Origin of the sequence: Planococcus faecalis (genome assembly GCF_002009235.1) — a bacterium.
Classification (GTDB): Bacteria; Bacillota; Bacilli; order Bacillales_A; family Planococcaceae; genus Planococcus; species Planococcus kocurii.
Genome location: NZ_CP019401.1, coordinates 1,934,173 through 1,947,808, shown reverse-complemented (window position 1 = coordinate 1,947,808; position 13,636 = coordinate 1,934,173). Strand labels below are relative to the sequence as shown.

At 37.3% G+C, this 13,636-nt stretch carries 15 protein-coding genes and 2 pseudogenes; 10 read left to right on the top strand and 7 right to left on the bottom strand.

Features of this window, described 5'->3' with window-relative positions; all coding sequences use genetic code 11:
• Positions 1-63: 63 nt before the first annotated feature.
• Complete coding sequence (locus tag AJGP001_RS09735; protein ID WP_071154267.1) at positions 64-2,538, top strand: heavy metal translocating P-type ATPase; 2,475 nt, start codon at positions 64-66, stop codon at positions 2,536-2,538.
• A gap of 251 nt (positions 2,539-2,789) precedes the next feature.
• On the opposite strand, the gene AJGP001_RS09730 is transcribed toward AJGP001_RS09735, so the two are convergent.
• Positions 2,790-3,161 carry an ArsR/SmtB family transcription factor gene (locus tag AJGP001_RS09730; protein WP_071154268.1) on the bottom strand — a complete coding sequence of 124 codons (372 nt, stop codon included), beginning with the start codon at positions 3,159-3,161 and terminating at the stop codon, positions 2,790-2,792.
• A gap of 159 nt (positions 3,162-3,320) precedes the next feature.
• Between AJGP001_RS09730 and AJGP001_RS09725 the strand changes: the two genes are divergently transcribed.
• From AJGP001_RS09725 to resA, 4 genes and pseudogenes are all read left to right on the top strand, one after another.
• Positions 3,321-3,998, top strand: a complete 678-nt coding sequence (locus AJGP001_RS09725) for a DsbA family protein (RefSeq protein ID WP_071154269.1) — start codon at positions 3,321-3,323, stop codon at positions 3,996-3,998.
• Positions 3,998-4,432, top strand: a complete 435-nt coding sequence (locus tag AJGP001_RS09720; RefSeq protein ID WP_071154270.1) for a disulfide oxidoreductase — start codon at positions 3,998-4,000, stop codon at positions 4,430-4,432. Before AJGP001_RS09725 ends, AJGP001_RS09720 begins: the two co-directional genes overlap by 1 nt.
• Before the next feature lie 95 nt (positions 4,433-4,527).
• A pseudogene (locus AJGP001_RS09715) lies at positions 4,528-5,206 on the top strand (cytochrome c biogenesis CcdA family protein).
• An 86-nt stretch (positions 5,207-5,292) separates the two neighbouring features.
• Positions 5,293-5,798 (top strand): annotated as a pseudogene (resA, locus tag AJGP001_RS09710) (thiol-disulfide oxidoreductase ResA).
• A gap of 312 nt (positions 5,799-6,110) precedes the next feature.
• Here the strand turns inward: resA and AJGP001_RS09705 are convergent.
• Together AJGP001_RS09705 and AJGP001_RS09700 are read right to left on the bottom strand one after the other, a co-directional pair.
• Entirely contained in the window at positions 6,111-6,905 is a 795-nt protein-coding gene (locus AJGP001_RS09705) for a hypothetical protein (RefSeq protein ID WP_071154271.1), read from the bottom strand.
• Positions 6,892-7,416: an RNA polymerase sigma factor gene (locus AJGP001_RS09700; protein ID WP_143039547.1), complete on the bottom strand. Its 525-nt coding sequence runs from the start codon at positions 7,414-7,416 to the stop codon at positions 6,892-6,894. Before AJGP001_RS09700 ends, AJGP001_RS09705 begins: the two co-directional genes overlap by 14 nt.
• 126 nt (positions 7,417-7,542) lie before the next feature.
• Between AJGP001_RS09700 and AJGP001_RS17525 the strand changes: the two genes are divergently transcribed.
• The 3 genes from AJGP001_RS17525 (at position 7,543) to AJGP001_RS09690 (ending at position 9,385) form a co-directional block, all read left to right on the top strand.
• Positions 7,543-7,683 (top strand): hypothetical protein, encoded by a 141-nt coding sequence (locus tag AJGP001_RS17525; protein WP_169835268.1) that lies wholly within the window; start codon positions 7,543-7,545, stop codon positions 7,681-7,683.
• 118 nt (positions 7,684-7,801) lie between these two features.
• A complete protein-coding gene (locus AJGP001_RS09695; RefSeq protein ID WP_245830161.1) occupies positions 7,802-8,266 on the top strand; it encodes a sigma-70 family RNA polymerase sigma factor in 465 nt (154 codons plus the stop codon).
• 15 nt (positions 8,267-8,281) lie between these two features.
• Positions 8,282-9,385 carry a DUF4179 domain-containing protein gene (locus AJGP001_RS09690; RefSeq protein ID WP_078080470.1) on the top strand — a complete coding sequence of 368 codons (1,104 nt, stop codon included), beginning with the start codon at positions 8,282-8,284 and terminating at the stop codon, positions 9,383-9,385.
• Positions 9,386-9,633: 248 nt separating this feature from the next.
• Here AJGP001_RS09690 and AJGP001_RS09685 read toward each other — a convergent pair whose 3' ends face one another.
• From AJGP001_RS09685 to AJGP001_RS09675, 3 genes are all read right to left on the bottom strand, one after another.
• Positions 9,634-10,044, bottom strand: a complete 411-nt coding sequence (locus AJGP001_RS09685; protein ID WP_071154274.1) for a GNAT family N-acetyltransferase — start codon at positions 10,042-10,044, stop codon at positions 9,634-9,636.
• A 269-nt stretch (positions 10,045-10,313) separates the two neighbouring features.
• Entirely contained in the window at positions 10,314-11,141 is an 828-nt protein-coding gene (locus AJGP001_RS09680; protein ID WP_078080469.1) for a DUF2268 domain-containing putative Zn-dependent protease, read from the bottom strand.
• Between the two features lie 427 nt (positions 11,142-11,568).
• Positions 11,569-12,003, bottom strand: coding sequence for a hypothetical protein (locus AJGP001_RS09675; RefSeq protein ID WP_071154275.1), 435 nt, complete (start codon positions 12,001-12,003; stop codon positions 11,569-11,571).
• Positions 12,004-12,623: 620 nt separating this feature from the next.
• Between AJGP001_RS09675 and AJGP001_RS09670 the strand changes: the two genes are divergently transcribed.
• Together AJGP001_RS09670 and AJGP001_RS09665 are read left to right on the top strand one after the other, a co-directional pair.
• Positions 12,624-12,995, top strand: a complete 372-nt coding sequence (locus AJGP001_RS09670) for a GNAT family N-acetyltransferase (protein ID WP_078080468.1) — start codon at positions 12,624-12,626, stop codon at positions 12,993-12,995.
• A 47-nt stretch (positions 12,996-13,042) separates the two neighbouring features.
• Positions 13,043-13,216 carry an ABC transporter permease gene (locus AJGP001_RS09665; protein ID WP_071154277.1) on the top strand — a complete coding sequence of 58 codons (174 nt, stop codon included), beginning with the start codon at positions 13,043-13,045 and terminating at the stop codon, positions 13,214-13,216.
• Between the two features lie 80 nt (positions 13,217-13,296).
• On the opposite strand, the gene AJGP001_RS09660 is transcribed toward AJGP001_RS09665, so the two are convergent.
• Positions 13,297-13,563 carry a SunI/YnzG family protein gene (locus tag AJGP001_RS09660; RefSeq protein ID WP_071154278.1) on the bottom strand — a complete coding sequence of 89 codons (267 nt, stop codon included), beginning with the start codon at positions 13,561-13,563 and terminating at the stop codon, positions 13,297-13,299.
• Positions 13,564-13,636 lie beyond the last annotated feature (73 nt).

Below are 13,636 nucleotides of genomic sequence, written 5' to 3'. Positions count from 1 at the left end.
TTATCATTTCGTATGAGTACTAAATTTCTCTTTCAACGAGAAGTAGCAGATAGGAGAGATCGAATGAAAGTTTCAGAAAAACAAGCAGAGACAAGCTGTTGTACAGACACTTCTTGTACAAGCTCAAAACAGCCTATGACAATTCAGGAAAAAAATATTCCATGTTGTGAAACTGATAATGACAGTATTAATAACATAGGAACCGAACCGAAAGAACAAAAGCCAACTGAACAATCAATTGAAACATTTACGTATATGGTCCAGGGAATGGATTGTCCCTCTTGTGCGGCAACCATTGAAAAGAGCCTCAATACTGTAAAAGGGATTGAGACGGTAAATATTAATTACAGTGCTGGAAAAATGAGGGTTGGTGTAAGCAATTCTTCAATTGCCGATCAAATTCCAATGCAAGTGAAAAAATTAGGTTTTGAAACAAATATAGTTGAAACAAAAAAAATTGGGCAGGTCTATCGAGTAGATGGGATGGACTGCGGAGCTTGTGCTGTGACGATTGAAAAGCATCTTGCAAGGAACCCGGCAGTCCAGAATGTGAAGGTAAATTTCTCTACCGGAAAAATGCAAATTCTTCACACCGCCCAGGACAAAGAAATTATCAAAGAAGTTGAAAGAGCCGGTTTCCATGCCTCTCTAGTTTCAAAAGAAAGAAAAATCGAAGAAAAGAACAAAAACAGAATAACCACTGCAACCCTATCAGGCTTGCTTTTAGCTATTGGTTTCTTTGGTTCTCTTGCTGGCGTTTCTGAAACACTGGTTACCATGTTATATGCTGTAACTATTATCCTTGGAGGCTATAAGCCGGCCAGAAGTGCTTTTTATGCTGTGAAAAGTAAATCTCTGGATATGAATGTTTTAATGGTTTCTGCAGCTATCGGGGCAGCTTTAATTGGAGAATGGTTCGAAGGTGCAACGGTTGTTTGGCTGTTTGCCTTAGGGAACGCATTGCAAAATCGTTCGATTGAACGGACAAGAGAATCGATCCGGAGTTTAATCAATCTGGCTCCTTCTGAAGCACTGGTAAAAGTAGGAAGTCAGCTGATTTCCAAACCGGTAGAAGAAGTGGCTATTGGGGATGCCATCGTTGTCAAGCCGGGTGAAAAAATTCCACTTGATGGAGAGATTATCTCAGGCGCTTCAAGTGTCAATCAAGCGCCAATCACAGGGGAATCAATGCCGGTTGATAAAGAAAAAGACGATCCTGTATATGCCGGAACGATCAATGAAAGTGGTTCCTTGGAAGTTCGGGTTACAAAACTTGTCGAAGATACGACCATCGCAAAAATAATTCATCTAGTCGAGGAGGCGCAAGAACAAAAAGCGCCCACGCAAGACTTCGTAGATCGGTTTGCACGTATTTACACACCGATTGTTTTTGTCCTTGCGCTAATAATTATGGTAGTGCCTCCTCTAGCTAGTTTTGGGACATGGGAAGAATGGCTTTATAAAGGACTGACTTTATTGGTAGTTGCTTGTCCTTGCGCGCTTGTCATCTCGACACCCGTTGCTATTGTTTCGGCTATCGGAAATGCAGCTAAAAATGGAGTGTTGATCAAGGGAGGAACGTTCCTTGAAAAAGCTGGGGCGATAAATGCCATTGCCTTTGATAAGACCGGTACGTTAACAGAGGGAAAACCGAAAGTTTCAGAAATAGTCGCGGTAAACGGAACTGAGACTGAATTGATTAGCATTGCACGGACTATTGAAGAACACTCAATCCATCCAATTGCCAAAGCCATTATCTCGTATGCCGATGAACAACAGATTTCCGTGAAAACCGGAGAGTCGTTCAAAGCAATCCCTGGCAAAGGCGCACAGGCGACCATCAATGGAGTAGAATATTTCGCGGGCAATCCCAAGTTGTATCAGGAAATGGGCGTCTCATTGTCATCTGTGACAGATCGTATTCAGACCTTGCAAAACGAAGGACATACGCTAATTGTCATTGGAACCTGTTCAGAAATTATAGGGGTGATTGGGGTAGCTGATACAATTCGGTCTATTACTGTTACAGCTATTCAGAAGCTTAAAAGTGTTGGCATGGAAGAGATGGTCATGTTGACGGGCGATAATAATGGAACAGCAAAAAAAATTGCAGCCCAAACCGGTGTGGATCGGTACTTTGCTGAATTGATGCCTGAAGATAAAGTTAAGGCAGTTAAAAAACTGCAGCAAGAAGGAAGAAAAGTAGCAATGGTCGGGGACGGGATTAATGATGCTCCGGCACTGGCAACGGCAGATCTTGGAATAGCCATGGGCGGTGCAGGAACAGATACGGCAATGGAGACAGCCGATATTGTCTTAATGGCCGACAACTTAGAGAAGCTTCCACACACGATTAACTTAAGTAGAAAAGCGCTAACTATCATCAAACAGAACGTCTGGTTTTCGCTCCTTACGAAAGTGGTTGCTTTGCTCTTAATTTTCCCAGGACTTTTAACCTTATGGATGGCCGTCTTGGCTGACACAGGTGCTGCTTTATTGGTCATACTCAATAGCATGAGATTACTAAGACAAAAGTAGCCGAAGGTTCTTCTTTAGTAAGTGCATCACTTAACTGGTGGTTAAATGAAATCAGGATAGATAAAAAATAAGAGAGTACTTGATTGAGCACTGGAAATAAAGCTGTTAATAGTAATAGTAAACAAGCCTTTTCTTAAATCGAAAAGGCTTGTTTACTGATTAAAGGCACTTAAATTGTGAGAGATAGATCTGCTTTGAAGACAAAGTAAATCCATGCAAATTGTCGACTTGTAGCTTCATTGCTTTTATTTTTACCGGCCTGCCATGTTATATTCTGCTGCTAGTTGCACCAGTTTACGGATATGATCATGTGGCAAAGAGTAAAATACCAGCTTCCCTCGTTTTTCGTATTTTGCTAGTCCCATATTCCGTAAATAACGCAGATGGTGTGAAGCGGTAGCAGTGGTAGTGTTTAAAATGTTGGCAACATCGCATACACAGAGCTCTTCTTCCAAAGTCAAAGCGTAGGCAACCTTCAAACGGGTAGCATCAGACAGCGCTTTAAAGATCAATTCGGCTCCGCCAATATTTTCAAGTATAGGCTGTACTCTCTCTACAACTTCTTCGTCGTAACAAAACGTCTGGCACGTATCCATCTTTTTGGTGGATTCAACTTCGATCATGTTCTCACCTCTTTTATGAATTTGTTGATTAAGCTTAGTGTAGTGAGAATTCAAAAAGTTGTCAATTCTAATACTCAAATGACTATGTTAATGTTGAAACTAGCTGTTAAGATAAAGTGGTCATGTATTTACTTTACCAATAAAAGAAAGAGGGTTCTTATGAAGAATAAAAACAACAAATCAGGGATGAAACTTTTGGTTCTCTTAACAACTTTAGCAGTTATAATTTTGGTCGCAATTGTGATTTTCACCAATCAACAGGAAACACCAGCAGTGGAAACAGCAGAAATTAATACCAGTGGGCAGCCGACGCTAGGCGAAGAAGAAGCTCCTGTAACTGTCGTGGAATTTGGGGACTTTAAATGTCCGTCTTGCAAAGTATGGGGAGAAACGGTTTATTCACAATTGGTTGAAGATTACATCGATAAAGGAGATGTGAAGTTTTCTTATATCAATGTTCTTTTTCATGGAGAGGAATCCACGTTAGCTTCCTTAGCGGCAGAATCCGTCTATCAGCAAAGCCCGGAAGCGTATTGGGATTTTCATAAAGCTTTATTTGCCGCACAGCCAGAAGTAAACCATGATGCAGCTTGGGTCACACCAAAAAAAGTTTTAGAAGTGGCAGTAGCTTATCCATCAATCGATCAAACGAAATTGAAAGAAGATATGGAACAGCAAGCCACAATGGACGCTGTGGAAATTGATACGGTTTTAGTGGAAGAAGCTGGAGTTGCGCAAACACCGACCATTGTTATCAATGGGCAGACAGTAGAAGATCCGTTTGACTATGAAGCGATTAAAGAGTTGATTGAGCAAGAATTGACGGGTAAACAGTAATGGAAAATGGAAGAAAGCAATCCAGTCAAAATGCGATTTTGTTGTACGGTGCTTGGTTTTTAGCATTAATTGCGACGCTTGGCAGCCTATACTTCAGTGAAATCCGAGGATTCGTCCCTTGTGAACTTTGTTGGTATCAACGAATTGCCGTGTATCCGCTGATTCTGATTTTAGGAATTGCAACATTCCGTAACGATATAAAGGTATTTATCTACGTCCTGCCTTTATCGCTCTTAGGAGGAATTATCTCAATTCTCCACTATCTAGAGCAGAAAGTGCCAGGATTTGCAGGAATAAAACCCTGTGTCAGTGGTATTCCATGCAGTTCAGAGTACATCAACTGGATAGGATTTGTGACGATTCCTTTCTTAGCGTTCATTGCTTTTGCGTTGATTTCAATTTTAATGATCGTATTAATGGTCAAAAATAAGTGATAGGTTTTCTTGCTTCGGTTTATCTAGTAAATTCTCTAGAAACTAGTATTGAGTATGAAATTTTAAACTGGAGTGTATCCTAAGAAGTTATCCACGTGGCAGAAGTCAGTTTATTTCTTGCGTTTGGCGCAGGACTGTTATCATTTATTTCCCCTGTTCCTTACCGCTGTATCCAGCGTTTCTGTCGTATATTACCGGTGTGTCGGTAAATGACTTGAAAACCCGGAAAGGCGTGATGAGGCGCAATGCGTTGATTCACACCATTCTCTTCTCAATTGGCTTTTCTATTATCTTTTTAGCATTAGGATTATCCACTTCGTTCATGGGGTCATTTTTCTTGGGAAATCAGGCTCTTTTATGACAATTGGGAGCAATTCTGATGGTGTTTTTTGGTTTGGTACTAACCAGAATTTTAAAGTTTGATTTTTTACTATCAGATAAAAAAGTCTATTTTCAAAAAAGACCTTCTGGATATGCCGGTTCGGTGCTCATTGGCATTGGAATTGCGGGAGGCTGGACGCCTTGTACCGGATCGATTTTGGCACGGGTCATTGTACTTGGCGTAGCCGATTCAGATAGAGGGCTCCTCTATATGTTGTTTTATGTGCTAGGTTTTGCGATTCTCTTTCTTGTGATATCCCTGTTTATAGAGAAAATGAGCTTTCTAAAGAAAAAAGTGCGCTTTTCATGTCAATTGGTGGCTCCTTGATGATTCTGATGGGTGTTTTATTGTATTTTGATATAATGACAGAAATTATCGCGTTCCTTTCCTAATTCACTGGCGGATTTACAGGCTTCTAACGAGATAGATAGAAATGGAAGTATTTTATGTGGCAGTAAAACAGAAAAATCGAACGTCTATGCGGGTAGCTATCTTACTAGTGATGATAGAAGCCATCATCTTTACGATTTATAACAGCTTTGTAGGTGAAAAAATGAACTACTGCAAGTCGGAGATGAAGCTCAAGACTCTACCTTAGTGGACCTTAAAGGTAACAAACATCCATTATCGGAATACCGAGGCCAATGCGTGTTTGTGAACATCTGGGGAACCTGGTGCAAACCGTGTGAAAAAGAATTTCCGTTGATGGAAGACCATTATTAGGTGTACAAGGAACAAGGCGTTCAAATTTTGGCCGCTAACATTGCCTAGTCTGATTACGAAGTAAGACAGTTTGCGGAACAACGGAATTTAACGTTTCCGATTGTGATTGATAAAACCAAGAGTGTGATGGAAGCTTATAATATTCGTCCTCTATCTACTACGTTACTGGTTAATTCTGAAGAAAAGATTATAAAAATTATTACTAGTGAGATGTCTGAAGAGGACATTGCTAGTTATATGCAGCAAATTAAGCCAAGTTAAGAATGGGATGAATCGAGCTAAAATCCAATGGATTCCTCTCACAGTTGCCATTACATGAAACAAATGTGTGTAGAGAGGCTATAGAATAACGTTGAATAGAAAAGTTGACTCGAAAAGAAAAAAGTAGTAGTGGGTTTCATTGGAAAAGTAAAAAGATTTCAGGTTTACATGTCATAAGTTATCGGAAGTGAAGAAGCTAAGATAGCGGATCTCTTTTGGAGGTTTGCGTAAGCATGCTTTTGTGAACGGAAGGTAAAGGGCGAAGAACAGTTAACTAAAACATAAAAAAAGCGCTACCTAAAGGCAGCGTCACTAAATATCTTCATTTATTTCTGCAAGTAAGTCATCCTTATCTAGAAATTGCAGCTTCTCAATTTTTCCTTCTTCAGAAGCAATGGCTTCACCTTCGAAAGAGTAGGACTGGACTTCTCCGTTTGCGTTTTCATAGTCCACTTGAAAAGTGAATTGAAACATGTTCAAATTGTTTTTATTCTGGCTGATGTTAATATCCGAAGCTGTCAGGTTGTAGTCGCCATCAAAATCACTGTACATAAAAGCAGGTGTTGCGGTTAAAAAAAGGTCATAGCCATTCTCGGTGAAATAAGAAGCGTACGTATCGACCATATAGTCCGTATAGTCTTGCCATATGGGTGTTTCCTGCAAAGCATCAAACTCTTCTTGAGTTTCTATATTGTTTTGGGCTTCCATGGCAGCTTCCGATAATTCTTTATACTTCTTGTCTGGTCCGTTGAACTCTTCTTCTATAACTGCTTGAATGGTTTCTTTGGTTTTTTCGACATCTATCTCTTCACTTGCTACCAAAGTAGTTTCTTCACCCGTGTTAGTTCCTGTCGTCAAACCACTATCATTTTGAAGAATGTTTTGTGAAAGAAACAGAACTCCGGCAACTAAAAGGATCGAGCAAAGGACTAAACTAGAGGTGAATTTAAAGCCAGTGAAAAATCGGTTTCGAGATTCTTGCTTGTCCAAATTCAATAATAGTTGAGTATGCAATTTTGCTTTGTGCTTTTGGTTCCAACTAGTATCCTGTTCCAATTGTTTCAACTGATTGTCTAATGAAGTATGCGTACCCTCAGTGTTTTTCATGGATAATTCCCTCCTTGTTTAATTGCTTTTCCAGTGCAGAAAGTGCACGAGAAAGCGTATTTTTCACTTTACTTTCTGACCAATTCAAAATTTCTCCGGTTTCTTCTATAGTGAACTCCTTAATTTTTCTCAGGATAATGACTTCGCGGTAAGCAGGTTTTAACAGACCTAACGCATGGTAAATTTCTGTTGAGCTTTCTTTTATCTCCACCAGTTCTTCAGGCAAAGTACTCGTGTTTTTTCCAAGAAATACAAGGTCTTTTAACAATTCTAAGGGCTTTTGTTTTCGTAAAAAATCGATGGTGAGATTATGGGCAATGCGAAAAAGCCAAGTTTTCTCATTTGCCTTGCGTTCAAAGGTATCATAATATCGAAATCCTTTAATAAACGTTTCTTGTGTTAAATCCTCCGCCTGTTGATAATCACGGACCATGAACAATATGTACCTGAATATCGAATCACTGTGCTGCTGGTACCAATCAGTGACTTCGTTTTTCCTCTCTCTAGTCAAAGAATCTCTCCCCCTCATTTATGATTTCTACTTGTTAGACGTAATGAAAAAACAAAAGTCGTGTTTTTTGAAATTTATTTTCATTTTTCTCCCGTACTAGAAAAGTATACAAGAAGAGGTTTGTATATGACCCCTTATCAGCAGGGAAGAAGCTTAACTTTGAGCTTGTTCTTTTTTGTTGAGAGCGTAAAATCTTGTGTGAATGAAAAAGAAGTTAATTTAAAGGGAATTAGATTTTCCTATGAAAGAGTATTAGAAAATCCTTAAAATGAAGGCATAACTATTGTATGTCAATAAGAAATGACAAAGTTTTAATAGGAAATTAAAATAAACGAAACGTTTCAACGTATAGATGTATCTAATAAGTAAAGAGAGGATGAGGTGGATGCAGCATGATGAAGAGATGGTTTCAGCAGCGATTCAAGGAGACCGCTTGGCGCTTCAGCACTTATTAAAAAATGAAAAAGAAAAACTGTACCGGACGGCTTATACATACGTGAAGAACGAAGAAGATTCGCTCGAGGTTTTTCAGCAGACGGTTCTTCAGGCTATTGAATCAGTGCATCAAGTAAAAGAACCATCCTACTTTTCGACTTGGTTGACGCGGATATGTATCAATAAAGCATTAGCAGTTATCAAGAAAAAGAAAAAGTTGATTGTGATAAGTGAAGCAGAAGAACAAAGAACAGAAAATATTATTTCTATTGATGTTGCCCAGCAACTCGATGTGGCAAATGCTTTGAATTTGTTGCCAGAGAAATATAAAACCGCTTTGATGCTACGTTTTTTTCAGGATTTTACGGTGAAGACAAATATTCATCGGGGAATGGCATTATTGAAAAAAACTTGAAGGGAGTGTATGTAGATGAAAGACAAAGAGATTCTAATTAAAAAAGCGATTGAGCAAATAGAAGTGCCAGAAGATCAATTGGATTTGATTATTAGCAACGCATTCTTTGATCTAGCTCGGACAAAAGCAAGAAAGCGACGGAAGTGGCTAATTCCTGCTATAGCAGCATCTATCCTTTTTACTGGCATTTCAGTAGCAACTCTTACTGCATCTCCGACCCTCGCAAATTATATGACAGAGTTGCCAATCATCGGCAGTGTATTTTCAATTTTTTCGGAGAAAGAAGAAGGATTATTACAATATGAACGATTCAGCGAAAAAGTGGGATTGTCGAAAACGAGTAACGGAGTGACGATTTCTATTGACCAGGCAGTTTATGATGGAACCAATGTAACCTTTACGTATACGGTCATGGGTGATGTGGAATTGGATGACTCGACTCATATTACTGGATTTCCAACATTATTGGAAGCAGAAGACGTAAGCACTTCAATGGAGTGGGAGATGAAACAAGATATACTGGTTGGCATAAACAGTATTCCACATCTTAACGAAGAGGCTGCCCAAGTCAATGTACTTTGGGAGCCAGCAAGCCTTTATACTAAAAAAGGAGAGATTGAAGGAGATTGGAAGTTTGAGTTTGCGGTGGACCAACTGAAGAAGGATCCTATCGTTCTGGATGAAAAAGTTTTGGGAAGTGGCGTGACGGTTCATTTTACTGAAGTTACTTTTACGGATATTGCGGTGAATATTGCTTATCAGCAATTAGTTGATCCATCGTTATTAAAAGAGTCGGGAGCTGTAGAAGCCGAATTAATTGCTCAAGATAATTTAGGGAATGTCTATAAAGTTCCGCACAACGGGGGGACTGCTTACGGAGGAGCAAATACACAGGAGGACCTTTTCTGGACAGCAACAATGAGAGGCTTAAATCCCGAAGCGACGGTACTGACGTTTTATCCGTTTGCACATGTTAGCCATATGAACGGAGAAACCCCAGAATCATACCGGATCGAGTTTGATGCTTTAGAAATTAATATGCTTGAAGGTACCCATAAAATTAATAATAATCCTATTTTTCCTGTTTTAAAAGAAAACGAAGAGAATGAAAGCAATTAGAATGCACAAGTGAATTTTTTACTTGCCTTTGATGAACAAGGATGAGCATCACACCAAAAATTCTCGGAAAATAAATTACCACTTTTGATTCTTTTAGCTAAACCCCAAACAGATCACTTACTTTGAAGTGATCTGTTTGGGGTTTAGTGTATTTTGATGAAGGTTTTTCTTTTTTATATACAAAGTTTCTCATTTCAATATTTTTTTTGATGCAAAAACTAACCAATAGAAAAGGATTTAGTGGTCAATCAAGTCAGTTTTACAAAAGCCACAAGTGTTCCTTTGTCACAAGAATCAAAGCCGTTTTTTTCATAAAAGTGACGAATATTTGGAGCTTCTTCAGTTAACAGCACTTTTTGACGCACAGCCTTAAATTTGTCAAGAATACGATCCATCAATTTAGTTGCAATACCGTGGTTTTGGTAGCTATTCAATACTAGGATATCTTGTATATAGATAATTGTAAGGCCATCGCCAATAATTCTTATTAAGCCAATTAAACATTCTTCATCCCAGGCAGATAATACGTATAATGAGTTTGATATTGCTTGTTCTAACTGATTAATATCTTTAGTGTAGGCGTACCATTCCACATCTTCGTAAAGTACTAGTAAATTTTTCTGATCAATTTGCTTGGTTTCTTTGAATACTATAGTCATTATTTGTCCTCCTCAAAATTGTTATTTTGAAGAGTACTTACGTAATTTATCCACTGTCTTATACCTCCTTTAACAATACGATATAAGGATTAAGTTAATTTCTAAAATAATAAAATAAAATTAAAAGTGGAGTAACTGTTTCATCGAGATATAGAAGCGTTGTTTCCATTATTTTATAAATATAATATATTATTCAAACTATTTAAACTTTTTTGGTCGGTACAACTGTTTTTATGAAACGGATCATAGCTGTGATTATGTGACATGAATTAAAATATAAAATTTTCACTAGACAAGGATGTCATGTATTCAATAGAACTTCCTTCGTTTTTCTCCAGATACCACTTCACGAGATAGTATCCAATGGAATAACCGCCCCAGAAAGGCAATTTTTCTTCCTTGCTTCCGAACATGTAGACATCGGTTCTTCCACCTAGTTCGGTGCGACATAATTTATATGTACTTTCCCATAAATCTTTGGCTTGTTGTTCGGTTAGTGCATCTTTATAGGGACCAAGATAGGCATCGCCTAATCTGATTTCCACAAAATGTTCTGCTAAACCTTCTAAAATCAACCGGTCCATTAACGTTTGATTCTGTTTGGTAATAGTCAATGCGTGCATTCGCCAATGATGATGGTATTCATGGTTAATGACTGACCTTAGGGTTGAACGAACTTGAGCGTCAGGAAAAACTGCGAAAAATAGCTTGCCATTCCAGTCAGTGAATGCTGAAACTCCTCCAAGTTTTTCTCTGACAAATTGATCCTGTTCATCAAGAATGAACAACTCAAACTCTATCGCTTTTGAAACCGGGAATTCTTTACAGAGAAGCGTTAATTCATTCTTTATAAAATTCTCATAAGTAAGGCTGTGTATCTTATTTAATTGCGATTCAAGTATCCTGATCTCACTTTCTAAATGAAATATGCCAAAAAACGATCTTGTTTCGAATTCCTCTTCTGAAAGATTGAATATTTCAAGGAATAGATCTTTCCTGCTGGTTCCTGGATATGAGGCTATTGCTTTAAGAAAAGTTTCCATATGAGTAAGGCGAGGAACCACTTTAACCACTCTATTTTCCGCACTAATTTTCAATCACTCTTATCCAGAATGTAATTTAAATTCCTATTAGATTACCATAAATGTAAATCAATAAATATTTGAATTGTTGTTTCGAAAGATGGACTAAAGCTTAGATTCTTGCTACATATGCGAGCATAAGGCGAAGAAAGAAACTAGGAATACCTTCGTTCTTAGATTATATTCTGTTCATTACTTAAACTTAACTATTTTACATATTCCGAATTATAGACAGTAATTTACCACCTATAAAAAACTGAAAATGATGTTAAAAACAAAGAGGGAAAACAGAAGCTAGTTATAAGTGCTTTTGCCTTCCTCTTATTCGTAAAGAGTGTCCATTTTAGAATTCTTAAAACCACAATGTGTTTGTCTTTTTTTGTTATACGTAAATTTCTGATAAGTAAACAGCTTTCTATAACGCCATTCTAAAAAACAACTTTTAATCTTTTATAAATTCGATGGGCCTATCTTTATCTAATTTAAAGGCTAGATTCTGGAAATGACTTATTTTATCAGAATCAGTAATCTGATAATCAAGGTCATTGATTAATGCGTAATACTCACTAAAATCTTTATCACTTTCTGCAACACCAATTGTTATTTCTAAAGACTCATTTTCATTTTCATAAAAAAGGACAAGGTTATCGTCGGTTAACTCATAGGTTCCTTCTCCGTAGACAGGACTCGTTATCGTATTTTCGTTTAAAAATTCTAGTGTCAAAATAGAGCTATACCTATCTGGACTGTCAATATCCTCTTCGAGTACTGGCACATAAGCAACATCGAAAGTTTTCCCAACTAAATCATTAGTATCGCTACAAGCTGAGAGTAGTAGTACAGAAGAGAGTAATAAAAAAGCAAACCACTTATTCATGATGCGTAGCCCCTTTCTTGAAATAAATTATATTTAATCTATATGTTACTTACGTAAGTGAAGTACAAAAGTTTCGGGATATTCGATAAACTAAAATTAAAACAGGCTCTTATGATAGCTTGTTTAGAACAGACGCTATCGGACAAATGAATAGCTCTTTAGAAAACATCCCGAAAGTCATGAACAAAACTTTTAATGAAACGTTAAAAAGATTTGAGTAAATAAGTATAAATTTAAAAGTAAAAATATCGAATTATTTTAGTTAACATATTCCTGTTTATCAAAAGCAGATTTAGAGGAGAAAAGAAAAGAAGCCGGACGCAGCGTATCTTTTCTCCTTTTCTGTTCGTGATACCGTACTTTTAAGAACGCTTTTATTTCCAAAATTATCTAGCTAATGTGTGGAGGTCAAAGTATATTTAATGTATGAGTTTCGATTTTAATTAGATTAGATAAAATCTGAACATATCCTCAATAATATCCAAAAGAAGTCAGTGGGTTGACACTAGGATTTGAATGTAACAAAAGTGAAATTAAGTTGCATTCAAAATATGTTAAGGCATAGTATGTTTATTCATACAAAATTTAATGATTGAAAAAGGTTGAGACGGAGTGAAAATATGGAGTTAGTAATGGCAACACCTAAAGAACAACAGAATGGCCTTCCTAATTTTTATCTGCTCAAAAATAATTCTGGAGAAATTGTAGGTAGGGTTAACTTAGTCGATATTGATAAACGAAATAATATAGCGGATATTGGATTTAGAATAGGCGCAGAATACGTGGGAAAAGGAATTGGGAATCAGGCATTGAAGCTGCTTTTAAAAACCGATTTAAGTGTAAAACAAATACGCGGAAAAACGACGACTGTTAACCAAGCGTCTCAAAAGGTATTGGAGAAAAACGATTTCAAACAAGTGGGGGGGATTGATAATGAAGAATTTGAAATGAATGGCCAGAAGCTGAGGTTTGTACATTACTTATGGGGGTAAGTTGGATTCGGTTTTAAGAAATGAAAACAATAATAGGAGGATAATTTATGAAAAAATGGACTGTAGTTTGGATAGTGATCTTCGCCGCAATTTTAGAAAGAGCTGCCCATCATTTGTTTTTAACAGACAGTTTTGCAGTTCGTTTAGTTACAGCATCCATATTCATAGCAATTGGTGTTGGGGGTGGATTGATTGTGCAGAAAAAGAGCTATTACCTTTAGCCAAAATTAAGCTAGGCGATAGATTGAGAACGCAAAAAACCGAATGCGCAAAGGCGCCGACGGTTTTAACAGTCCAGTTATTAAAATGAATTGATGTATGCGTTGAGTTTTTTTTGTATCGAAACATAATTGGTTGTAAACAAAATATACATATTCTCCTTTGTGATGATAACCACTCTATCTGTCGTGCCATAGGGCATTCCAAGTCTTATTGCCTGCTTTTCTTTTCCGCCATAAGTATCATCTGTACTAATGGCTACAATATCAGAGATTGGAATTGTTACTTTTGAGAAAAGCCATTTAATGACGATGTCAGAATTAACTTTTTTTACAAATATCTCAAACAAAATATTCGACCTCCTTATTAATCAGTTTTATATATAGTAAGGTAAATTCCATTGTTAAATTCACGTATTCAGC

Excerpts from the sequence above, each read along its gene's own strand:
- AJGP001_RS09695 (WP_245830161.1), top strand. The coding sequence starts at position 7,802 with ATGCAGCATGATGAAGAGATGGTTTCAGCAGCGATTCAAGGAGACCGC.
- AJGP001_RS09675 (WP_071154275.1), bottom strand. The coding sequence starts at position 12,003 with ATGAATAAGTGGTTTGCTTTTTTATTACTCTCTTCTGTACTACTACTC.
- AJGP001_RS09735 (WP_071154267.1), top strand. The coding sequence starts at position 64 with ATGAAAGTTTCAGAAAAACAAGCAGAGACAAGCTGTTGTACAGACACT.
- AJGP001_RS09730 (WP_071154268.1), bottom strand. The coding sequence starts at position 3,161 with ATGATCGAAGTTGAATCCACCAAAAAGATGGATACGTGCCAGACGTTT.
- AJGP001_RS17525 (WP_169835268.1), top strand. The coding sequence starts at position 7,543 with ATGACCCCTTATCAGCAGGGAAGAAGCTTAACTTTGAGCTTGTTCTTT.
- AJGP001_RS09685 (WP_071154274.1), bottom strand. The coding sequence starts at position 10,044 with ATGACTATAGTATTCAAAGAAACCAAGCAAATTGATCAGAAAAATTTA.
- AJGP001_RS09705 (WP_071154271.1), bottom strand. The coding sequence starts at position 6,905 with ATGAAAAACACTGAGGGTACGCATACTTCATTAGACAATCAGTTGAAA.
- AJGP001_RS09690 (WP_078080470.1), top strand. The coding sequence starts at position 8,282 with ATGAAAGACAAAGAGATTCTAATTAAAAAAGCGATTGAGCAAATAGAA.
- AJGP001_RS09670 (WP_078080468.1), top strand. The coding sequence starts at position 12,624 with ATGGAGTTAGTAATGGCAACACCTAAAGAACAACAGAATGGCCTTCCT.
- AJGP001_RS09665 (WP_071154277.1), top strand. The coding sequence starts at position 13,043 with ATGAAAAAATGGACTGTAGTTTGGATAGTGATCTTCGCCGCAATTTTA.
- AJGP001_RS09720 (WP_071154270.1), top strand. The coding sequence starts at position 3,998 with ATGGAAAATGGAAGAAAGCAATCCAGTCAAAATGCGATTTTGTTGTAC.
- AJGP001_RS09725 (WP_071154269.1), top strand. The coding sequence starts at position 3,321 with ATGAAGAATAAAAACAACAAATCAGGGATGAAACTTTTGGTTCTCTTA.